At 38.7% G+C, this 22,991-nt stretch carries 17 protein-coding genes; 4 read left to right on the top strand and 13 right to left on the bottom strand.

Going from position 1 to position 22,991, the window contains the following annotated elements; genetic code table 11:
- Positions 1-107 precede the first annotated feature (107 nt).
- The 10 genes from BI350_RS03900 to BI350_RS03855 form a co-directional block, all read right to left on the bottom strand.
- Positions 108-776 carry an RluA family pseudouridine synthase gene (locus BI350_RS03900; RefSeq protein WP_075526934.1) on the bottom strand — a complete coding sequence of 223 codons (669 nt, stop codon included), beginning with the start codon at positions 774-776 and terminating at the stop codon, positions 108-110.
- Positions 777-997: 221 nt separating this feature from the next.
- Entirely contained in the window at positions 998-1,972 is a 975-nt protein-coding gene (locus BI350_RS03895; protein ID WP_075526933.1) for a 2-hydroxyacid dehydrogenase, read from the bottom strand.
- A 124-nt stretch (positions 1,973-2,096) separates the two neighbouring features.
- Positions 2,097-3,503, bottom strand: a complete 1,407-nt coding sequence (locus tag BI350_RS03890; RefSeq protein ID WP_075526932.1) for a SpoVR family protein — start codon at positions 3,501-3,503, stop codon at positions 2,097-2,099.
- A 13-nt stretch (positions 3,504-3,516) separates the two neighbouring features.
- Positions 3,517-4,680 carry a sporulation protein YhbH gene (yhbH, locus tag BI350_RS03885; protein WP_075526931.1) on the bottom strand — a complete coding sequence of 388 codons (1,164 nt, stop codon included), beginning with the start codon at positions 4,678-4,680 and terminating at the stop codon, positions 3,517-3,519.
- Between the two features lie 112 nt (positions 4,681-4,792).
- Positions 4,793-6,688, bottom strand: a complete 1,896-nt coding sequence (locus tag BI350_RS03880) for a PrkA family serine protein kinase (protein ID WP_075526930.1) — start codon at positions 6,686-6,688, stop codon at positions 4,793-4,795.
- A gap of 238 nt (positions 6,689-6,926) precedes the next feature.
- Complete coding sequence (locus BI350_RS03875) at positions 6,927-7,535, bottom strand: SAM-dependent methyltransferase (protein WP_075526929.1); 609 nt, start codon at positions 7,533-7,535, stop codon at positions 6,927-6,929.
- A gap of 140 nt (positions 7,536-7,675) precedes the next feature.
- A complete protein-coding gene (locus BI350_RS03870; protein ID WP_075526928.1) occupies positions 7,676-10,873 on the bottom strand; it encodes a coiled-coil domain-containing protein in 3,198 nt (1,065 codons plus the stop codon).
- Positions 10,870-11,556 (bottom strand): hypothetical protein, encoded by a 687-nt coding sequence (locus BI350_RS03865; RefSeq protein WP_075526927.1) that lies wholly within the window; start codon positions 11,554-11,556, stop codon positions 10,870-10,872. Before BI350_RS03865 ends, BI350_RS03870 begins: the two co-directional genes overlap by 4 nt.
- A complete protein-coding gene (locus tag BI350_RS03860; RefSeq protein WP_075526926.1) occupies positions 11,519-12,910 on the bottom strand; it encodes an HAD family hydrolase in 1,392 nt (463 codons plus the stop codon). Before BI350_RS03860 ends, BI350_RS03865 begins: the two co-directional genes overlap by 38 nt.
- Positions 12,886-14,097: a DUF2399 domain-containing protein gene (locus BI350_RS03855; protein WP_075526925.1), complete on the bottom strand. Its 1,212-nt coding sequence runs from the start codon at positions 14,095-14,097 to the stop codon at positions 12,886-12,888. The genes BI350_RS03860 and BI350_RS03855 overlap by 25 nt, the downstream gene beginning before the upstream one ends.
- Before the next feature lie 231 nt (positions 14,098-14,328).
- On the opposite strand from BI350_RS03855, the gene pstB reads away from it, so the two are divergent.
- The 4 genes from pstB to pstA all read left to right on the top strand — a co-directional run bounded on the left by pstB (position 14,329) and on the right by pstA (position 18,176).
- On the top strand, positions 14,329-15,102 hold the full coding sequence (gene pstB / locus BI350_RS03850) for a phosphate ABC transporter ATP-binding protein PstB (protein ID WP_425423246.1): 774 nt from the start codon (positions 14,329-14,331) through the stop codon (positions 15,100-15,102).
- Between the two features lie 194 nt (positions 15,103-15,296).
- Complete coding sequence (locus BI350_RS03845) at positions 15,297-16,256, top strand: PstS family phosphate ABC transporter substrate-binding protein (protein ID WP_075526923.1); 960 nt, start codon at positions 15,297-15,299, stop codon at positions 16,254-16,256.
- 76 nt (positions 16,257-16,332) lie between these two features.
- Entirely contained in the window at positions 16,333-17,289 is a 957-nt protein-coding gene (pstC, locus tag BI350_RS03840; RefSeq protein ID WP_075526922.1) for a phosphate ABC transporter permease subunit PstC, read from the top strand.
- Between the two features lie 26 nt (positions 17,290-17,315).
- The gene (gene pstA, locus BI350_RS03835) at positions 17,316-18,176 is read left to right on the top strand and encodes a phosphate ABC transporter permease PstA (protein ID WP_075529225.1); all 861 of its coding nucleotides are present in this window, start codon (positions 17,316-17,318) and stop codon (positions 18,174-18,176) included.
- Between the two features lie 82 nt (positions 18,177-18,258).
- Here the strand turns inward: pstA and BI350_RS03830 are convergent, their stop codons facing one another.
- The 3 genes from BI350_RS03830 to BI350_RS03820 all read right to left on the bottom strand — a co-directional run bounded on the left by BI350_RS03830 (position 18,259) and on the right by BI350_RS03820 (position 22,902).
- On the bottom strand, positions 18,259-20,001 hold the full coding sequence (locus tag BI350_RS03830; RefSeq protein WP_075526921.1) for a sulfate adenylyltransferase: 1,743 nt from the start codon (positions 19,999-20,001) through the stop codon (positions 18,259-18,261).
- A 541-nt stretch (positions 20,002-20,542) separates the two neighbouring features.
- Positions 20,543-21,319 carry a YqhG family protein gene (locus BI350_RS03825; protein ID WP_075526920.1) on the bottom strand — a complete coding sequence of 259 codons (777 nt, stop codon included), beginning with the start codon at positions 21,317-21,319 and terminating at the stop codon, positions 20,543-20,545.
- Positions 21,320-21,342: 23 nt separating this feature from the next.
- Positions 21,343-22,902, bottom strand: a complete 1,560-nt coding sequence (locus BI350_RS03820) for a DEAD/DEAH box helicase (RefSeq protein WP_075529224.1) — start codon at positions 22,900-22,902, stop codon at positions 21,343-21,345.
- Positions 22,903-22,991 lie beyond the last annotated feature (89 nt).

The following is a 22,991-nucleotide window of genomic DNA, read 5'->3' as shown; positions in this document are numbered from 1 at the left end:
TATCTTCCTCCTATGCACTAAATACTATACTCTCCACATGATTAAGATACCATTCATTGGAATCATATTCGAGATAATGGTCTTCAATAGATTGTCTGACGAAAAAATCACCATAAGTTCCATGGATATTCGCTTGGTGGCGGCGATTGTACACTGACCAATTCTTTGGTCGTCGGATGCGGAAATTCAAGCAAATTTGCCCATAATGCAATTTGCTGCCCTTTTTGATTTTGTTGTTGGCCATACTTTTGGTCACCGAATAATGGGTGACCAATTGTAGAAAGTTGAACCCGTATTTGATGTGAACGACCCGTATGCAGCTTTACTGCTAATAAACTAAGCCCTTCCCGACTTCCCAACAACTCATATTCCAGGATCGCTTTCTTCGCTCCTTTATAATTTTCTGGCACGGAACGAACGATATTCCTTGAGGTGTCTTTATATAGAAAATGTTCTAGTTTCGCCTTTTCCTGTTTCGGTGTTCCTCTTACGACCGCTAAATATCTTCTTTCTAAATGGTTCCTACGAATGACGTCCGATAATCGTGAAGCGGCCTTTGACGTTTTCGCAAATACCATAACGCCGCCAACTGGACGATCTAAACGATGAACAAGTGCTAAATAGACGTTTCCCGGTTTATTATAACGTACTTTAATGTCTTCTTTTAAAATGGTTAACAAGTCTTTATCTTTACTCGCGTCTTCTTGTACTGGAATATTTACCGGTTTTTCAACGACAAGTAGATGATTATCTTCATATAAAATATTAATTTTCATTAACTTGATACTCCTTTTATTTATAAACCTAATCCCGCTTTTTATTGTAATACAACAAGGAGATTTTACATAAAGATAGCCTTTACTCACTAAAATGTTTTATTGAGTTAATCTTTCTATTCCCTTAATGGTCAGTTTGTAATCATTTCACTTCGTTCAAACAATCAAAAGTGAGAAAAGGTTACTCTATCACCTTTTCCCACTTTAGCAATCCCCTAAATTTACTGCCACACTGGGTCTCGTGGTTGATTCCCAGTTAAAACGGATACTAAGTTTTCCGCCGCCCGCATCGCCATTTTCGCTTCTGTTTTTGCTGTTGCAGAACCGATATGTGGAACCGTAACGACGTTTGGTAACGTTAATAATGGATTGTCCGCATCGATTGGTTCCTTTTCAAACACGTCTAGTCCAGCCGCATAAATCTCTCCATTTTCTAATGCGCGAATTAATGCTTGTTCGTCGACAGTTTGTCCACGCGATACATTAATAAAGACCGCGGATTGTTTCATTAATTTAAACTCTTCTTCCCCAATTAATTGAAAAGTTTCCGATGTTAATGGCGTCATTAAAATTATGTAATCGGCTTCCGTCAAGAGTGTTGGTAAATCACGATACGCCGCTTCGTACTTTTTTTCTGCATCAGGCTTTCTCGTACGGTTATGATAAATAATATCCATCTCAAAGCCAAATTTTGCTCGCCTTGCAATGGCTTCACCGATACGTCCCATCCCGATAATCCCCAATTTGGCACCATGCACATCTTTTCCATATGTATCCGAATAAACAGTCGTAGGTTTCCAATTTCCTGCTTTCACAAACTTATCTAACTCAACGATTCGACGGGCAGACGCTAAAAGTAATGCAAAAGCTAAATCTGCAACAGTTTCATTCAACACATGCGGTGTATTCGTGCCGATCACATTTCTTTTACGCATGGCTTCAACATCAAAATTATTATAGCCAACAGACACATTACTGACGACTTTTAAGTATGGTGCATGACTTAATAGACGCTCATCAATTTTTCCAGTCGTGCTTCCTGACGTATAAAGCCCATCAATTTCTTTTATTTCCCTTAACAGCACTTCTTCAGGTACTCTGCCTTCCCCATCCCACTTCTGAATCTCACAATGCTTGGCAATAAAACCTTCTACCTCTTCTGAAACAGGATATGTCAAATAAACTTTTGGCTTCATGCAATTCCTCCCCTTTCCTAACGAATCTTTAGACAATTGTAACACATCTAATAACCTTACAAAAAAGGGGTTCGCGTCAAAATATAAAAGCGCTAGCACAATTCAATGCTAACGCTTTCTTCACTTATCCTACATAATGTCTAGACACCTTTTTCCCGTCATATGAATAGACTATTTCTCTCCCTTTGACAATTGTTTCCATATGCACGATGCGTCCCCATAACCGATAAATATAAGGCAAGACATTTTCCAAATAAGGGACATCGAGCTCCGTACCTTCATATTTATGCACTAAATACAATTCACCGTTTAATAAGTAATCCCCATTTTCAACGACAATATAAGGAAATCCGCCATTCACACGCATCGAAACGAGTTGTTCACGTACATTTTCATAATCTTTATCGGTGATTTTATAATCTCCGCCTTGCTTTTGAAACAAATACATATCTTCACGTTGCACTAATTCTTTCGTTAAATAGTTTCGAATAAACGAAGCATCTGACTCGATCTCTCTTACTTCAAAAATCTTTTCTCTTCCTGAATTCGGGACAATGCCTTTTTCCTGCATCTCTTCTGTTGGATCATTATAACGTCTTTCAATATCCTCGAATATTTTCAACCCTAAATAATAAGGGTTAATCGAGGTTTTAGATGGTTGTACGACATTGGCATTTAATTTGGCAAACTCCACCGTTTCATCTGCAGTTAAATTCATTTCCCTTAAAATTCTTTGATGCCAATAGGAAGCCCATCCTTCGTTCATGATTTTCGTTTCGAGTTGAGGCCAAAAGTAAAGCATTTCTTCACGCATCATTGTCAAAATATCTCGTTGCCAATCTTCTAAGTGACGACTGTGCTGTTCAATAAATAATAATATATCTTTTTCGGGTATAAGCGGGAATTTCTTACTCTTTTTCTTTTTTTCAAAAGTCTTTTTTGGTACGTCCATTTGCCACAAGTCATCGTATTCCGTTTTACGAACAACATCCTCCGATACATATTCCTCTTCTTCCTCCGCCGTTAACCGCCGATTAACAATGGAAGGATCGATGTGTTCCTGAATCGCAAGGACAGCATCTAAAAAGGTTTCGACTTCATCTTTCCCATATTCTATCTCATACGCTGCAATTCTTTCTGCAGTCGCGGTCATACTTTCAACCATATCACCACGCGTATTCACGAAACGAATATTATTTTTAAAGAAATCGCAATGTGCAAGTACATGCGCAACAATTAATTTATTTTGAATTAAACTATTTGTATCCAATAAGAATGCATAACACGGATTGGAATTAATAACCAACTCATAAATTTTACTTAGCCCTAAATCATATTGAAGTTTCATCTTGTGGAATTGTTTCCCAAAACTCCAATGTGTAAAACGGGTCGGCATGCCGTATGCGCCAAATGTATAGATAATATCGGCCGGGCAAATTTCGTAGCGCATCGGGTAGTAATCTAAGCCAAATCCATTTGCAATCTCTGTAATTTCATCGATTGCATAGTGTAACGCTTTTATATCAGACAATCCATTCCCTCCCTTACAAAGACGATAACTCCGGACGGAAAAAGCATTTCAATGCGTCATAGACATTTCCTTTTTCCTTTAACACATAATGGCGAAACTTGGGGTCGTCAATTTTTTTATACGTATTCATTAATGTTGAATAGCGGCTATAGGCATTTACCTCACCGTACCCAAACATGTTGGACACTTCCATAATCTGATTGACGAGTTCAATACATTTTGCATTATCAGATGAAATATTTTCGCCGTCTGAGAAATGGAAAGGGTAAATGTTATAACTAGAAGGATTATATTTTTGTTCAATTAATTCTAACGCTTTTAAATAAGCTGATGAACATCTCGTTCCACCACTTTCTCCCTTATGAAAGAAGTCATGTTCCGAAACGACTTTCGCTTCTGTATGATGGGCGATAAACTCGATTTCTACTGTCGAATATTTGGAGCGTAAAAATTTCGTCATCCAGAAAAAGAAACTTCTTGCAATATATTTTTCAAATGTGCCCATAGAACCACTCGTATCCATCATCGCAAGCACAACCGCTTTTGACTCAGGTTTTGTCACGTCATCCCATGTTTTAAATCGTAAATCATCATTATGAATTGGCGAAATTGACGGTTTTCCTTTCATCGCATTCCTTTTTATTGCTGTTAAGATTGTTTGTTTCTTATCAATGTTACCAATTAAACCTTTTTTACGAATATCATTAAACTCAACTTTTTCAATGACAATTTCAGCTTGTTCTTTCCGCTTTAAATTCGGTAATTCAAGTTCTTTAAATAACGCTTCCTCTACTTCAGCCATTGAAACTTCCGCTTCATAATAGTCTTCTCCGGGCTGATCGCCGGGTTTCCCTCCCTTCCCGGCACCCCCTTTTCCTTGCTCCCCGTCTCTTGCAACGACATCTCCTACTTCGCTATCCCCATCTCCTTGTCCGACATGCTTTGAATTGTCAGCATTGTATCTAATTTTGTACTCATCTAACGAACGTATTGGAATTTTAATAACATCTTTTCCATCTGACATAATAATGCTTTCTTCACTGATTAAATCAGGCAAATTATTCCGAATGGCATCTTTTACTTTATCTAAATGACGTTGTTGGTCTTGATACCCTTTACGGTGCAGGGACCAATTTTCTTGCGAGATAATAAACTGTTCATTTTGTTTTTCATTCAATTTTATCCCTACTTTAATAATGATGTACTATAGTATATGCTTGTGTTGCGCTATATGAGAGAAAAAACAAGACCAACTTCCAAAGTCGTCTTGTTTTTTCCGTTAAGCTTCCCTATCGATTTAGCAAACTTCCAACATAACGCAATAGTTCATTGGCAGATGTAGAATTATAGCCATACTCATCAATCAGTCTTGCGACCACTTCATTAATTTTCTTTAACTGCGTCTCATCAGGCATCGCGGAAGACGTTGTAATTTTTACGACATCTTTTAAGTCATCAAACAATTTCTTTTGAATTGCTTCTTGCAAACGATCGTGGGAACGGAAGTCAAAGCGCTTGCCTTTTCGTGCAAACGCCGAAATTCGAATGAGTATTTCTTCTCGAAACGCCTTCTTTGCATTTTCGGAAATGCCGATTTGCTCCTCAATTGAACGCATTAATTTCTCATCCGGGCTCATTTCCTCATCCGTTAACGGATCTTTGATTTTATGTTTATTGCAAAAGGCCTCCACATTATCGAGATAATTATCCATTAACGTTTTCGCCGATTCTTCGTACGAATAAACAAATGCCTTTTGCACTTCTTTTTTCGCAATTTCATCGAACTCACGCCTTGCGATTGAAATGTAGTTCATATACTTCTCTTTATCTTCTTTTGAAATCGAGGCATGTTGGTCCAATCCATCTTTAATGGCCCGTAAAACGTCCAGCGCATTAATAGAAGGGACTTCTTTCCGTATAATTGCAGAAGAAATCCGGTTTATGACATAACGCGGGTCAATCCCTTCCATACCTTCATTTGGAAACTCTTTTCGAAGTTCGTCAACGCTTATTTGATTAACCCCTTCAACACTTTCCCCGTCGTACATGCGCATTTTCTTGACGATATCGATGCCTTGCTTTTTCGAGTCAGATAATCTGGTTAATACTGAGAATATCGCTGCGACACGAAGGGCATGTGGGGCAATGTGAACGTGTGACATATCACTTTCTTTAATCATTTTTTCATAAATTCGTTCTTCCTCAGTCACTTTTAAGTTGTAAGGAATAGGCATAACAATAATTCTCGAATGGAGGGCTTCGTTCTTTTTATTCGCTATAAACGAACGATACTCCGTTTCGTTTGTATGCGCGATTATTAATTCATCAGCGCTAATTAACGCAAATCTACCCGCCTTAAAATTCCCCTCTTGTGTCAGTGACAATAAATGCCATAAAAATTTCTCATCCAACTTCAAGATTTCTTGGAACTCCATAATGCCGCGGTTCGCTTTATTAAACTCTCCATCAAAACGATACGCACGTGGATCTGATTCTGAACCGTACTCGGCAATCGTTGAAAAGTCGATACTTCCCGTTAAGTCGGCAATATCTTGTGATTTTGGATCAGACGGAGTAAATGTTCCAATGCCGACACGCTTATCTTCTGAGAAGAATATCCTTTCTACTACGACATCTTCAATTCGTCCGCCGTATTCTTGTTCGAGTCGCATCGTATTAAGCGGCGTTAGACTTCCTTCAATCCGAATGCCATACTCTTTAAAGAAATCCTCTCGTAAATGATTCGGGATGAGATGCAATGGATCTTCATGCATCGGACAACCTTTAATCGCATATACCGCACCCTCGTCAGTTTTCGAATAAGCTTCTAAGCCACGTTTCAGCATTGTCGCGATTGTCGACTTACCACCACTAACAGGTCCCATTAACAATAAGATTCGTTTTCGAACATCAAGTCTTTTGGCAGCAGGATGAAAATACTCTTCTACTAATTTTTCAATTGATTTTTCTAGCCCAAAAATCTCGTCATCAAAAAAGTGGTACGCCCTATTCCCATTTTTCTCTGTAATTCCAGCGCTTTTAATCATATTATAGACACGGGAATGTGACGTTTGTGCAACTTCTTTTCTTTCTTTCACAATGTCCAAGTATTCTGCAAATGTACCTTCCCATTTTAAACTGTCTTCTTCTTCTCTAAATCGCTTCACTTCATTTAAAATATCCATCTTATCCCCTCCAATTAGGGCAAGGTTTCTATATCTTATGCCCGAGCTCTCCGTATCATGCCGAAAGATTCTATATATTCCGAGACACGAAATCACTACTAACGATAATTAAAGTGAATTCTCACGCCTAAAAAGATTTAACGATTATTTTCTTCATAACAGACTATAAAATGATTGAAGCAGTTCAATTAAAAAAGAGTATCCCGATTTACTTTCAGGACACTCTTCTCAATATATATCAGCCTTCAAATCGAAAAACAGAAAACTTTTCTCGTGCGTTTATTTCGGATAATCTAGGCATTTTCACTTCTTTAAATAAAGTAAATGGTGTTTTCATTTCTAGGTAATCAATATATTCCTCTGCCGGATAGTAAAGAATAATATCAACCGTACGATTATTTGCTTCAACCGATCGAAGAATATGATGAATCACTTTCATAAAAATTTGTAAGGAGAATGGATTGAACAAAAAGAAACAACTGTCAATGTCAGCGATACGATAGCTTTCCGCGAATTCATGTTCAATTCGAATTGACTTACTTACCTTTTTCTTATGTTGTAAATAAGACGCTTCATTTAGTAATGCTTCACGATATAGTTGGTCATTCATTTCAATGCCAACAACAGGCACTTGAAATCGATGATGAACGTAAAATAAAACACGCCCTTTTCCGCAGCCATAGTCAACAAAAGCACCTGCTCGGTCTAATGTGTACTCTTTGAATAGTTCATCCAACATCCAATAAGGCGTGGCTTCGTAATGATGGTAATGTGCTGATTGATCGATTCGTTCGCCAACACTTCTCGTTTGGATATGGAGTGAACGATCTCTTTCCTTTTCATTCATAAGCTTTCCTCTTTTCTAACAAACGATATCTCTCATTTTACCTCTTTTGCTTCACAATCCGTAACCACATTCCCCTATCTACAGACACTTCTGCGCGTAGTACCTCTAATGGTAGGTAAGCGGCGAACCTTCAATACAACCTATTTCATCTCCAACCCTCTAATCACACTTTTCAATTGTGCTGGGTCGTGTGAAACAACGAAAGCTTTTCTAAACTGTTCGTAATATTCATTTTCATGTGCTTTAGGTGAAAGAATAATCAACTTACGCGCCAATTTTTCTTCATATAGCTCAAACACTTTCGTCTTACGCGTATCGTCTAATGCACTGTCAAACTCATCCAATACGATAAAGCCGGCTTGATTTTCGAGATTTTGAAGGAGCGATAACGCAAATAACAACGAACTTAATGATTCTTCTCCGCCTGAAACACCTTTCCCAACCCGGCCTCCCCGAGCTTTTAAACTTACGTCTACTAATTTTCCACGATGCCCTTCTTTTCTAACATGGATAAACAATTTAAATATTGGACGTCCTTGCTTGTCCATCATCTTTTCATATTTAATTTGTCCTTCAAACTGGAACATGCCCATATATTCTCCAAACAACAAATTTATCCTTTGAACTTGCATCGCAATTGCGGTTTCTAAACGCTGTTCATTTAGAACGGCACGCTCTTCATTTTCTTCTAATAAATTTTTCGCGGATTGTAATTCATCTTGTTTACGTGTGACTTCCTCTTCCAACGTGAAGTAGTTTTCAACCGCATTCGGATCGATATTCTTTTCATTCAGCGCATTTTGAAATTCGACTTTTGCTTGGTTTTGTCGATGTTGCAAGTCGAACTTAGAGTCAGTGCGCTCCTCTTCAGCGATTGCACGTTCGACCAAGTCAGGAATTAATAAGCGCAACTCTTCTAATTCCGTTTTGTATCCCATTCCTATATTTGATACCGCAATCCGCTCATCTTCTTTTTCATGGATTTGATCAATAATTTGACCTTCCACTCTTTTTATCTGATTCAATTTATCCTCAATACTTTCGATGTCCCGCTGATTTTCTCGAGACTGCCCATGTAAGTCATCTAACTTATCTTGAATTGAATTCAGCGCACGCTTTAACTTAGATATGTCCTGTTTATTCATTATACTTTCTTGTTCTAAGCGTTGTAAATGTTCGATTTTATCCGCTTGCTGTCCAAATTGTTCATATATCAATAAGTCGGCTTCACGTGCTTTTACTTCTTCTCCCTCTTCATAAGCTTGTTTCCACACATCTTGTGCTTCTTTTTCAAACTCTCTCTTACTGTCCTGTAGCAACTTTAACTGTTCTGTTAATCTATCCAGTTGCTCGAGCCGATATTGTTGCTCCACTTTTTTAGATAATAATGCTTCTGCTTCCTCCACTTTATGAACGTCGGCATTCCATAGGCGATATCTTTCATTTTCCTTAGTGATTTTTTTAGTAAGTAAATCGAATTCCTTTGAGAATTTTTCTATCTTACGTTCAAGTATACTTTGCCTTTCTTCTAAAGCTTTTTTACTTAATATATACGTATCTCTTTCCTCTGGTCCCCGACTCCCACGCGAATCAAATAACAAACCATTTTGTAGAAACGGTGCTTCTTTTGAAAAAAACTGCTCAATCCACCACAGAACCCGAGCTGCATCATTTTTCTCATTAGAAGACAACCCCTCTTGCATCGTTAACCCATATTGCGGCAACGATGTAATCGATCGTGTAGGAATTAATTTCTTAAGTGAGACATGGTATAAATCATTGAAAGGCTGGCAAGTAGATGCATCGTAAAAAATCGAATATTTTATCGCGTCATATAAACTCTCTTTTTCTATTGATATATTGTCCATCAACTTTACAAAATGACGTAATGTGTACGCTTGTATACCTTGCCTTTTCAAATGGCGAATCGCTGCTTGTTGCCTAGGTGATTCAATTTGATTTCGCTGCAACATTGTTAACTCTTCTTTGCATATCTGGAGTCGTTCCCTCAATTCGGCGCGTAAAGCTCTATCAGATTGCAAGCTATCTTCTAATTCTGAAACTCTATTCTTTAACTGATAGCTAGAAGTATATCGCCCAAGTAGTTCGATAGCATCTTTACTTTGATTTTCCCATTGGTCGATGTCTGCTTGGATTTTAGATTGTTCCTGTCGATTCCCTTCGATTTCTTCTTCACTACGCTGAACACGGGCTCTGATAGCGTGCTCTTTTCCTTGCAAAGTGGCGACTTGTTCCACCGCAGTTTCCCATCTATGCCTAGTTTCATTTTCAGGAAAAGGCAATTTCGTATACGCTTCTTGTAGCTCACTTAATTCTTCCTTAAGCGCATCTACTTCTAAGTTAACTTCAGTTAATTTAGCCTCTTTTTCCGTTAAGGCGTGTTCCGCTGTAATAAGTTCTTCATTATACGATTTTTGATTCTGCAGTAAAACAACTTGCCTTTCATTCGCTTCTTCCAAATGACTGGTAATCATGTTTTCCTTGTCGGTTAACTCATCTAATTCAATACGACGCTCTTCAATATATCTTTCCATTTCTAGACGTGTCTTTTCTGCATTTCGCAGCAATTCATTCGTCGTCAATGCATACTGAAAACCATTATCATTAATCCGCCGTTTATTATCTTCAAAACGTTCTTTATGGTCCCTTGCAACATTCAGTTCAAATTCGTATCCCTTTTGTTTAATTGTCGCATCGTTAAAAGCTTCTCTCGCGTCTTTAACAACTTCTAAACTTGTTTCCCAATCTTTTTGAATTCGATCGATTCCATGCATTTCACTAAAAATACGAAATCGCTCTTCGGGTGCCATGACCGAAAACTGATTCACTTCTTGCTGGTACCAAATTAAATAGTACAAATCTGGATGGATTTTATATTTGTACTGCAGTTCTCTCCGGTATGCGGTAAAATTGTTTTTATTCGCGTCTCCTGAACGATACGTTTGACGCAACGCGAGTTCTTCTATTTCATCGCCGTCGTGAATTTCGTATTGTAATTTTATGGGTTGCTTCGGTAGTTGTTCACAAATTAACCGAAATTCAATAAAAGGTGGTGCGTCGATACGGGATGCTCCCTCATTTTTAAATAAAAAGTGAATGGCTGCCCGCCACGTTTCATCTTCCGGTAGGTTTTGAGATTTCAACCCTTCAATATCGACCTTACTTGAGCGTAATACAGCGCCCATACAAAACGAAATAGTAGATTTTCCAGCACCATTCGGACCGGTAATTAAAATATGCTCATCTGCATTCCCTAAATTCATTTCTGTGGGTCCGTAATCCCGAATGCCAGAAATCCGTAATCGTTCGGGTATCATAGTAAGCCCTCCCGCTCATACAAATTGTACCGATTAAAAAACTTCATCACGTCTTCCTTTGATAATTGATTGGAATGGCTAAATTCCACCATTCTGCGCAAAAATGAATCAGAAAACATATGAACACCGATTGCTGTTAATCGATACGCATCTTCTTTATCCGATAACTGTTGATTTTCAAGGGCACCGATTTTTCTTAATGTATCAATCGCGAGTTGAATGCGCCGACTGCCTTTCATTACCTCATGCCCAAACGCTTCCAATAATTGGGTCAACAATGTGTATTCATGTTTTAACACTTCTTGTTGATAAAACATAAACAATAAGACTGCGAGTGCTTCAGAAGATAACGTATGGCGTGCAGAACGGGCAGGAACACGCAGCATAACAACGACTTGGTCACGGCCTTCGTCATAAATGAGGCGATAATACCGACCAACTGCTTGATTGACACGGGACAGAAAGGAATGAAAATAATTATCTTCACGGGACACGCCTAGTAATTTCTCCACTTCTTTACGCGGCAATCCAAAATTATTTGCTCGAATCGTCGCACTTGAGGAAAATAAAATCGACATAAACGCTTGTTCCTCTCGTGTCGTGAGGACACTTCGTAACGTTTGTAAACTGTTTAAGGACAAGTCATCATGTTCTTCTTCGTATGCTTGATTTTCTGTCGTCATCTTGTATCCACTCCCATTCTTTGTCATATTCTTTCACTTGCTGCTTCGGCTGTACCTGTACTTTTTTATTCGCTTCAAGCGCCGCTACGCCTAACAATTGGCGAATGGCATCGCTCCAAGAAGCCGAACCCGTTTCAATGATTGTTTCTTCTATGTCTGCTTCCTTTTTCTGTTCTAAATAGCGTTCAATCTTTTCCGTGTCAATGCTGGCCTTCGTTAACAACCAACTTGCTTCATCCATTAAATCTTCTAGCGAATCAGCCTCAATATTTTCTTCATAAAACTCCGGTTGAATTACCTCTTCAATATCCGCAACGGCTGGCTCATAATTTTCTAGAAAGTCAATCCCTTTTTCAATTTCTGCAAATGACAACGGACTTGCATATTTTACGGGCATCCAAATGCCATCCAATTGTTCTCCGTCATATTGTCCTTGGTCCATAAAACTGAATAACTGGTGGGCATTAGGGATCTCTGATTCAGGGGGCGGATTAAACATTTTCGTAATAAATAAACGTACCTTTTCCGGTGAAATAGCTGTTTGAAGTGGCGTTTGCTGCACGTTCATAAATTGGAGGTATTTATTAATCATCCCAACTGAAAGACTTGTCCCTTCATTGAGCGCGCCGGTCCCAGTTTGCATTAAATTACTTAACACGAGACTATCTTCAATCGTCTCAAATTGCTTGAGCCGCTCATCTAATTTCTCCGCCAAATCTTCCATTAACGTATGAATTAATTCCAATTGAGGAAATGCATTCCGGTCTGCGAGTAATTCTAGCTCTCGCTCTCTCAACTTTTCTATCGCGTCTTTTACATTTCGAATCATACTCGCAATTCGATTTCCACCAGAAATCCCTTTATCATCATATGCTTCACTAATTTCAGCATCTCGTCTCGCCTGAAATAATGAACGCCCAATTTCATCCTCTAAATAATAAGCAAGTGAATCATTCGCCAGTCTCGTTAATGCGTCCATCATTCGCTTCCCGACACTCATCATTTTGATTTGATGCGTTTGCTTACTCACCCAATTATTTTTCACTAAAATTGTTACAATTTGATTCACACGTTCTTTCGTTGGTGGCTCTATGTCTTCATATCGCGCTACATAACGATAATAAAGCGTTTCAGCATCATCAATTTGTTCAGTTAACCCAAATGATTCTTCATGAATCAACTCAATAATCCTTAAAAAACGAAGCATTTCCAGTGGCGAATCAAATACCGCTTCTGTTGATAGGTCTTTCATAACGCCGGCTAAAGAAATAATGTCACGCATTGCCCTTGTCAACTCGGGCTGATGCTGGGCAGTTTTAAATATGGAAATTACAGACTGATCCATTTCCTCCATTGTTCCTCTCCTCCTAACGTCATTTCCTGCTCGGCATGCGGCACTGTCTGTGACCAGTCAACGTACGCTTCATATGTCGTGAAAAGATTCTCCTTATTTCCGATAATTCTAAAAGGTATTGTACCAATTAAATTAACTAAGTCTCTGGCAATCACATCTCCGGCGTTATCATAATCGACCCAGATCATCACCTTTTGAATGGAGCCGCTCTCGCAAAGTTGTTGGATCATCTTTCGGTGTGCACCTCTTATCTGGCCATCTACACCTAATATAATAGACTTCGTATCCGCTAAAAATGGGACCTCCGTTGCCATTCGAGTTAATACCGCACGATTTTCAACCAACCAAAAAATACGCGCATCCGTACAAAAATCTTCTTCTGCAACTGCAATATCCGTTGTTGCATGTACAGTTCCTACACCATACTTTGAATATTTTCCCAAGACATGACCTGAGAAATAAATAGGAACAATCGTGCCAACACTGATAATCCCCAACTCCTGTACGGGCGCCCCAAGCCATTTTTCTAATCGACTGATAAAAACATCACGATAACGATCAAATTCTTTTGATCCACCGATTTTTTGATAATACGTTGCGCCAATTTCCTTATATTCCATATGTTCTTGTCTTCTTCTTAGACGTAAATAAGCGATTAAGAAATGAAAGAACTTCCGAACTCTCTCTTTCCCCCACGAGTCATTATCACTTTTTTCATCCATAAACTGCTTAAGATGTTTGACAAAATGCGTTGGGTACGCTTTTTCAGACTTTCCAATTTCCTCATGCAACATTTCCCTCAAGCATGCATCCGCTCTCACTTGCTCTTCTGCTTTTAATTTATAATAGATAAATAATCCAGGACCCATCCGATACTGTGTTGATAGCGGTGTTCTCCCGTCTTTCTTAAACCGAACTTCTTGAATTAACCAACCTTTTTCAAGCGATTCTTCCTTCTTGCTTTCAGATAAAGACAGTGAATTCCTGCGCGAGTTCGGTTGCAAGTTCAATTTGATCACTTCATCATTTGGCGTTATCTCATACTGAGTAGTAGCAAAAACATTGCCTAATGTTTTAAATGTACGTGCCGTCCAACGTTGGATTTCCCACTCATTTTCATTTATTTGAGCGACAGACTCTCCCACTTTACATATGTACTGTTCTAAAAACGCTTTCGTCGTTAGCATAATAACCACCTCCATTCTTTTCTAGTTTTCTTTCATTATAAAGGATTTACATTGAACGCGACAGTCACCCAAACAATCTACAGGGATTACAAGCACCTTTACAAAACCTTTACAGTACCTTTATACTTCCTCAACAATCTAGCTCTACAATAAAGGTATGTTACAAAAAACGAGCGGAGGATTTTTATGACATTATTAATTGACCGAAAAGAAGATGTACAATTTGGTGTTATGGAAAATAAAAGCTGGCGTAAACCCGTATATGAGACACATGGCCTTAACCTTTGGTATGGAACAACGCATGCGTTAAAAAATATAGATCTATCTATCAATGAAAAAGAAGTCACTGCAATCATTGGACCTTCTGGATGCGGTAAATCTACTTACCTAAAGACACTGAATCGAATGGTCGAAATGGTGCCTAACGTGCACATTTCAGGTAGCCTTTCATTTAAAGGTGAAAACATTTTGGATAAATCAATGCCAGTTGAACTACTACGTTCGAAAGTCGGCATGGTATTCCAAAAACCAAATCCATTCCCAAAATCAATTTTCGAGAACGTCGCATTTGGGCCTAAAATTCATGGTATCCGTAATAAAGCAATGCTCGAAAAAATCGTACAAGAAAGTTTAGAAAAAGCAGCACTTTGGGATGAAGTAAAAGACCGACTCCATACGAGTGCATATGGCTTATCTGGCGGTCAACAACAACGACTTTGTATCGCACGTTGTCTAGCAGTAGACCCAGAAGTAATCTTGATGGATGAACCGACATCAGCACTTGATCCAGTATCAACACTTAAAGTGGAAGAATTAATTGATTCCATTAAAAATGATGTTACGATTGCCATTGTTACGCATAACATGCAACAAGCTGCAAGAATTTCTGACCGAACTGCATTTTTCTTAAACGGTGACGTTATCGAATGTGATGCAACATCCAAAATCTTTAACAACCCTTCCGACAAATTGACGGACGACTATATTAATGGCCGTTTCGGCTAATGACTTTTCCCATGATTAAATGAGCATCAACTCCAGCTCACCTAATCATGGGATTTCTTTACTTTATTTGTCACTTTTACAATTTATTTACATAATTCATATACTCGCTTAACAATCAGTCACTATACTAGCAATTAGATAGAGGTTAAAACACTTCTTTCTAATAATAGAGTAATTTGGGGAGGACAATTGAAATGAAGTTCAGAAAGTATCTCTTATTGCTAGTCATTGCTGCAATCACGATGATCGTCGCAGCATGCGGAACAGATGAAAATCAAAGCGAAAACAGTAACGCAACAGAGTTAGAAGGTAGCGTCGTCATTGATGGATCTGGAACAGTTTATCCTTTAATGGCGAAAATTGCTGAAGAATATATGATAAACGAACAAGGAAATGTTTCAGTTGAAGTAAGTCGTGCTGGTACAAGCGCAGGATTCAAAAAATTCCTAGTAGAAAACGGAACAGACTTTAATGATGCATCTCGTCAAATTAAAGACGAAGAAGCTGCAGAAGCTGATGCACTTGGAATTGAAGTTAAAGAACTGAAAGTGGCACTGGACGGATTAACTTTCGTCATTAATAAAGAAAATGATTGGGCAAAAGAATTAACGCCTGAGCAACTGATTAGCATTTTCAAAGCGGATGGTGGCGTTACAAAATGGTCGGATATTAATCCTGAATGGCCTGATACAGAAATTAAGCCAATGGGACCGAATGAAAACCATGGAACGTATGAGTTCTTCTATGAAAATGTGTTAGAAAAACAAGACTTAGCAGATACAGTAAACTTACAACAAGATTATTCAACACTTGTAAACTTAGTTGCTGAAGATAAAAACGGAATTGCCTTCTTTGGATTTGGTTACTATGTAAACAACACAGATAAATTACAAGCTGTCCATGTTGACTTTGGCAACGGACCGGTTGAACCATCACTTGACACAATCGCAGAAGACGGTGATTACGCAGATTTTACACGCCCAGTATTCACCTATTTGAATGTCAATCATGCGACTGATAAACCACAAGTACTGGACTATGCGGTTTACTTAATGAACAACGTTAACAATTTTGCAGGTGAAGCAGGTTTTGCACCCATTCCTGAAGCTGAGGTTGAAGAAAATATCGAATTCTTAAATGGTTTAACAAAATAATTGGTACAAAATAGAGAAGATGAGGCTCATCAAGCCTTCATCTTCTTTAAACCTTATAGAAGGAGTGCACTACACTATGCACATCAATCATGATATTACCGAAAACAGTGAGAAAAGTATCCGGGAATTAATCGAACAAAAACGCCAACAACGAAACTTCAAAGAAATGTTTGAGAAATCCATTCCAACCTTTCTTTTTCTCATAGCGAGCATATCCATTCTTACAACAATCGGGATTATTTACACGTTATTATCCGAAACAATCGAATTCTTCAAGCGTGTGCCAATGACAGATTTTTTCACAGGAACTGTGTTGAAACCGTTGAGTCAAACACCAGAGTTCGGTGTCCTTCCCCTAATTATGGGGACGCTGACTTCTTCAGTCATTGCCATGTTGGTCGCGGCACCAATTGGATTGATGTCTGCCATTTATTTAAGTCAATACGCTTCAGATAAAGTAAGGAAAGTTTTCAAGCCGTTATTAGAGCTTCTTGCGGGAATTCCTACGATTGTTTATGGGTTCTTCGCATTTACATTTGTTACACCGTTATTACGTCAATTGATTCCAGGGCTCGAAGCGACAAATATTTTAAGTCCTGGGATTGTGATGGGTGTCATGATCATTCCAATGATTGCTTCCCTTTCTGAAGATGCAATGAGTTCCGTGCCTAACTCCATGCGTGAAGGTGCTTTAGGGTTGGGCGCAACGAAATTAGAAGTCACGAGAAAAGTTGTGATTCCCGCAGCTTTATCGGGCATTATCGCTTCCTTTGTCCTTGGCATCTCACGTGCAATCGGTGAAACGATGATTGTAACAATCGCCAGTGGAAGTACGAAAAACTTTACGTTTGACATTACGCAGTCTATGCAAACAATGACAGCTTACATTGTGGAAGTAACGGGCGGCGATGCAGCGACAGGGTCAACAATTTACTATAGTCTTTATGCTGTTGCGATGACGCTCTTTGTTTTCACACTGCTAATGAATCTGTTAGCTCGAAGGATTTCTCGTAAATTTAGGGAGGAATATTAACTGTGAATCAACAACTTCAAAGTAAAATGGTCAGAAGAATAAAATTTCGTTTAGCACTAAACAATCTTTCTAAGTATATTTTCCTTCTTGCAACACTTTTTGGGCTTCTTGTCCTTTCAGTACTCATTTATCGCGTCGTCGCTGATGGAATTGGTTGGTTGAATTTTGATTTCCTCACAGGTAAGTTATCGACTCAACCTGAACGAGCGGGAATTATGGGGGCCATTCTTGGTACGTTTTGGCTTATGCTCGTCGTTACCCCAGTCACAATGTTTATAGGTGTCGGAACAGCAATCTATTTGGAACTGTACGCCAAAAAAGGAAAAATACAATCTTTTATTGAAACAAATATATCAAACTTGGCAGGCGTCCCTTCAATTGTGTACGGAATTTTAGGGTTAACGGTTTTTGCTCGTGCAATGAACCTTGGTAATATTGCTTTAGCAGGTGGGTTAACAATGTCGTTGTTAATTCTTCCAATTGTGATTGTCGCAAGTCAAGAAGCGCTACGTGCTGTGCCCAGTCCTTTAGGTGAAGCATCTTACGGAATGGGTGCAACGAAATGGCAAACGATTAAAAACGTCATACTACCTGTTGCGTTGCCTAGCATTTTGACGGGTGCAATCTTATCGCTTTCACGGGCGATTGGCGAAACCGCGCCACTCGTCGTCATTGGGATTCCCGCTTTATTAATTCCTTTCCCAGGAAGTATTTTTGATAAATTCACCGTGCTTCCAATGCAGATTTACTATTGGACGCTAGATTCATCACTAACGGCTGAATACGCAAACTTAGCGGCAGCAACGATTATTGTCCTGTTACTTTGCCTGCTAGTATTGAATTCTACTGCGATTGTCATTCGAAATAAATTCCAAAAGCAATATTGATTGGACGACCCCAAAAGTCCAACCAATCTATCGTGCCTGCTAAAAAACTCAGCCGTTTATTAAATGGCTGAGTTTTTTTATATTATTTTTCGTCTTCATCTGTCGGTTCGTCACTCCCACAGTAACGCTTATAGGGTAAGACATTCCACGTTCGGTAAGCTAGTCTATGATCATCGAGCACTGCCGGGATATCATGCAAAATCTTTTTAGCGACTTCAAGTTCACGTTTCGCCTCTTCTTGGTCTTGATACATGAATTCGTCCGATGCAATCTCAGGCGCTTGTGCCACTTTTTCTTCTAAATCTTGAATGACCATCTGCTGTTGTTTGTGTAGGGACTCCTGTGCAGCACCAACCCATTCCGGCTGTAACCCTCGATTCACATCACCGACTCTGCTAAATTCTTCAAAAATCTCTTGATAGATTCGATCTGCGTTCGCGCGCACGTCTAAATTGACCGTCTCTAAATCTAAGTTCGTCAACTCTTCAACCGTTAGAGGAACTGGACGTTTTCGGCCGCCAAGTCTCGTTCTTTCTAAATAAAAAGGGAACATACTTTTAATCGTTTTACCGACTGGGGATACGGACCTGCCTTCCTCATCTAATCCTTTAGGCTGGACGCCTTGCATCGCAATTCGTGCTGATTCTGGACGTACAATTTCTTTTGGCGGCATAATGCCATGGCGAAGCATTTCACGAATACCTGTTCCAGAAATATTAATTCGATATTGATGATCATGCGGACAAGACTGCTCTGTGGCCGATGCATCACAACGTGTACAATAGAACACTTCATGGAACAATCGAACGTCTATCCCTAATTCAGCTGGATCAAACTCATCAAAAATAGTATGACTCGCATACTTGTCATAATACTCCCCAATTCCTGCGTGGTCTCGTCCAATTAGCGCATGCGTGCATCCGTAATTTTTCATAATTAATGCATGTAAAACCGTTTCTCGCGGTCCTGCAAAAATATAGGTCACTCTTAATGGTGCCAGAATCGACCTGCCTTCCGGATAATACGTTTCTAAAACGCTTCTATAGGAAAGCATTCGGAATTCGTGACGTGTATACTCACGCTTTGCCATTTCCACTAATGGTTGTAACAATAAACCGTCTATTTCTTCTAACGCATTTTTATGAATATACTCATGCCCGCGGTGTAACGGATTTGCCCCCGTAATAAAACCCGCCGCCGAACGAAACTTCTTCTCTTCGTAAAATTCACGCCACGTATCTTTAGGTTCCAATCGAAGCTTTTCAAATGGTCCCCAATCGACTCGACGTAACAGCTTTATTGGTCCCCCAAGTGCCGTGTCTCCCATACGCCTATAAATCGCGTCCACGCCTGGGTGGTTTCTATCGGTTGTGCCAAATAAATGCGACGCACGAAATTCTTTATCGTAATCAAAAATATCATTCAATTTCAGAATGGCAATGGATTGCCCCTGTTCATTCACCAGTGTCACTTCATCCCCAACAGACAATGTTTTCACAATCTGCTCGTTGCGTTTGCCGATGGGTGCAAAACTGAGTGGAACCGGCCAAACAAGTCCATTGTCCAATCGCCCTTTCGTGAGCACGGACTTATAATCGACTTCATTCATAAATCCTTCATTCGGCGATAAAACCCCTGTTGCAATCATCTCAACTGTAATCACTGCTTCCATATCAATCATAATTTTAGGTAACTGCTCTGATCTGAGCAATTCCGCTTCAAGTTCTTTCCCCGTTACTACTTTATCAACCAATTTTCCCCCATGCGGCTGTTGCGGATAATTCTCAAAATTAATATTTTCTTGAATTGTAGTTTGTTGTGTCATCATTTTCCCCCTTGTCGATGTTCGACATCCTTATTTAACAACACCAAAAACAAATCAAACGATATGGAGTACTCCTTTCATCATTTCGAAAATAATGAGCTCTACCCATTATTACGAATAGTAACATATATATTACTACAACTGAACCAAATATTCAAAATGTTTTTTATATAACAAATTCAGTTGTTTTTCATCCTGAGTACGACTACAAATCTGTGATAGATCTAATGACAGTTCTGCCCAACAATATCAAATATGAGCTTATTTATAATAATCAACATTGGCAAAGTAAATCGCAAACAACGTTGATTTCCGTTCCGGGCGGACGCTTTCCGTGGGGCGGGCGGTGAGCCTCCTCAGTCTCTAACGCTCCCTGCGGGGTCTCACCTGTCCCGCTAATCCCACAGGAGTCGCCGCCCTCCACTACAATCAACAAAAATAACTCTACACAGAAATATTCAATGCATTACGAAGTTGACATATATTTTCATGGGAAAACCTTTTAACATAATTACAATTGATTGAAACATAAACAAACCCATCACCTTAAATAAAACAATCCACCATTAATCATGTCTATTTTAATTTTCGGCTCGTACTGCTGTTCAAGTGCCTCTTTTTCAACTTCATAACTATCGGGTTTAATCTCAACCCCTTCATAAAAATGGTCCAACACTCTTTGTTCCCTCACCCATCTTTTTTTCGCTTCTTCTGCCCAGGAATGATCATCTTGCTGGATGAAATTTTCGATGACATCATTTAACCTGTCTAATGCACGCAACGGTTTTATCGTATACGGCAATGTAAATGTATTTACTGGTGGATGATTCCTTAACTTTTTATCACGTAATACCTCGTGAAACTCTTCAATTTGTTGTCCAGTCATTAAATTAATGCCTAACGAATACAGCATTTCTTTCGTTCGATTGTAACAATACGATACTTTATAATTTACCCCTAACCATGGTGTTAATATCGTTTCACGGTTACCGAAGCCCTCCTCATACATCTGTACAAACGAGCCCATCTCTTTCGTCGTTTGAAATAGTTGACTCAGTCTTGGAGATCCGAAATGAACAACTTCTCCAAATATAGTATCTGCAATTTCAGTTTTATCGGTAATTAACGTCAACTGAGCCGGTTGCGGTTCGCCGCCTGTACTCTCTAAATAATGCCAGTAAAATGGACGATTCATAATCTTTTTATCCATATCAACCGTCAATTGAACAATCATATAATAGTCGTTTTCTGTCAATATAGGACAACCAGTCTCCGTAAAAAAACGTTGTAAATAATCGTGAATCTGATGGGGATACATAGAGATCCTCCTTTCCATAATCGCTAGGAAGTTTTTGATTTAGGATTTTGCTGCTCATTCACGAAGGATAAAATATCATCTAACTCGCCCACTACTTTTTCAAACACCCCAATTTTTTTATAAAGCAAATCGAGAATATGATCCTCAATTGTATCTTGAATCGCTAAATTATAAATATGAACATCATTTTCTTGTCCAATTCTGTGCACACGACCAATCCGTTGTTCCAGCTTCATTGGATTCCAAGGTAAATCATAGTTAATGACATGACTACAAAACTGCAAGTTAATCCCTTCGCTTCCAGACTCTGTCGCGATTAACACTTGCGCTTTATCACGAAATAATTGCTTTGCCCAATCACGTTTATTTTTGTTGAACCTTCCATTAAAATGTACACTTAAAATCCCTTTTGAATATAAGTAATGTTGTAAATACGTTTGACTTGCCTCATACTCAGTAAAAATGATAACTTTATCATTTACATTTGAAATAATTTCAAAGGCTTTTTCAGCTTTTGAGTTAATTTGAAGCTGCATGATTTTTTGGATGAGGGCATCTACATAAGATATTTCCTCTTGTTTTGTACATTTTTGTTTCATTTTCGTTAAGGTCAAACAGACAGCTTCTTTACTACTGCACATTTCCCGTTGCAATGTGATCATCGAAAAAGCCGCTGAAAAAACAGGAGATATCTCTTTCAATAATTTAATTTCGTCATACACTTCTTTTTCTTCTTTCGAAAATTGAATCGGGATAATTTGAACTTGACGATTTGTCCATTCTATTCCAGTATCTTCTCGTCGATTTCTGACCATAACTTGATTCACGAGTTCTTTTAAAAATTCATCATGTTCTACATCGTGTTTGCTTGCGGAAAATGCAGATTGGAACGCTTCATAATTTCCTAAGTGTCCAGGTTTCAATAAAGAAATGAGGTGGAATAACTCAAACACGTTATTTTGGATCGGCGTAGCTGTTAGTAATAAACAAAACTTCTTCTTAAGGTTTTGTACGAACTCATAGTTTTTCGTTTTATGGTTCTTTAATTTATGCGCCTCATCGATAATAATTAAATCATAATCTTGCGCGTAAATATTTTCCTTATGAGGACTTCTTTTAGCCATATCCATGCTCATCACAACAATTTGACATTGGCTTAAATCATAATTTTTCCGATATTGGATGGCGGGAATATGAAATTTTTGGCTGAGCTCATCAATCCACTGATTCACCAAGGAAGCCGGTGCTAAAATTAGGGCTTTTTTCACGAGTCCTCTAATTAAGTATTCTTTTAAAATCAACCCTGCCTCAATGGTCTTACCAAGCCCAACTTCATCAGCAAGAATTGCCTTCCCATTCATTCTTTCAATGACCGTTTCCGCTACGTCCAGTTGATGGGCTAACGGTGTAAGATTCGGCAAATACTTTGGCGATTGAAGTCCATTGAAATCAGTAATTAAATTCGCTTTTGCAATATCGTAACTCATTTTATATAACTTCCAATTATCCCAAGGTGCTCGATTTTCCAACCGTTCAATAAATCCTTCTTTCCACTCATCCGATCTTTCAATTTTCAAAGCCATCACCTCACTTAACTTTAAGTTATCCAAAAAAAAGAATCCTATGTTAAATAAATGGCTAGGAAATTGTTGTATTGCACAATGCTACCTAA

Source organism: Sporosarcina ureilytica, from assembly GCF_001753205.1.
GTDB lineage: Bacteria > Bacillota > Bacilli > Bacillales_A > Planococcaceae > Sporosarcina > Sporosarcina ureilytica.
This window is presented reverse-complemented; position numbering and strand designations above follow the sequence as displayed.

Coding starts and splice junctions, on each gene's coding strand:
- BI350_RS03900 (WP_075526934.1), bottom strand. CDS start 776: ATGAAAATTAATATTTTATATGAAGATAATCATCTACTTGTCGTTGAA.
- BI350_RS03895 (WP_075526933.1), bottom strand. CDS start 1,972: ATGAAGCCAAAAGTTTATTTGACATATCCTGTTTCAGAAGAGGTAGAA.
- BI350_RS03880 (WP_075526930.1), bottom strand. CDS start 6,688: ATGGATATTTTAAATGAAGTGAAGCGATTTAGAGAAGAAGAAGACAGT.
- BI350_RS03875 (WP_075526929.1), bottom strand. CDS start 7,535: ATGAATGAAAAGGAAAGAGATCGTTCACTCCATATCCAAACGAGAAGT.
- BI350_RS03870 (WP_075526928.1), bottom strand. CDS start 10,873: ATGATACCCGAACGATTACGGATTTCTGGCATTCGGGATTACGGACCC.
- BI350_RS03865 (WP_075526927.1), bottom strand. CDS start 11,556: ATGACGACAGAAAATCAAGCATACGAAGAAGAACATGATGACTTGTCC.
- BI350_RS03860 (WP_075526926.1), bottom strand. CDS start 12,910: ATGGAGGAAATGGATCAGTCTGTAATTTCCATATTTAAAACTGCCCAG.
- BI350_RS03855 (WP_075526925.1), bottom strand. CDS start 14,097: ATGCTAACGACGAAAGCGTTTTTAGAACAGTACATATGTAAAGTGGGA.
- pstB (WP_425423246.1), top strand. CDS start 14,329: ATGGAAAATAAAAGCTGGCGTAAACCCGTATATGAGACACATGGCCTT.
- BI350_RS03845 (WP_075526923.1), top strand. CDS start 15,297: ATGAAGTTCAGAAAGTATCTCTTATTGCTAGTCATTGCTGCAATCACG.
- pstC (WP_075526922.1), top strand. CDS start 16,333: ATGCACATCAATCATGATATTACCGAAAACAGTGAGAAAAGTATCCGG.
- pstA (WP_075529225.1), top strand. CDS start 17,316: ATGGTCAGAAGAATAAAATTTCGTTTAGCACTAAACAATCTTTCTAAG.
- BI350_RS03830 (WP_075526921.1), bottom strand. CDS start 20,001: ATGACACAACAAACTACAATTCAAGAAAATATTAATTTTGAGAATTAT.
- BI350_RS03825 (WP_075526920.1), bottom strand. CDS start 21,319: ATGTATCCCCATCAGATTCACGATTATTTACAACGTTTTTTTACGGAG.
- BI350_RS03820 (WP_075529224.1), bottom strand. CDS start 22,902: ATGGCTTTGAAAATTGAAAGATCGGATGAGTGGAAAGAAGGATTTATT.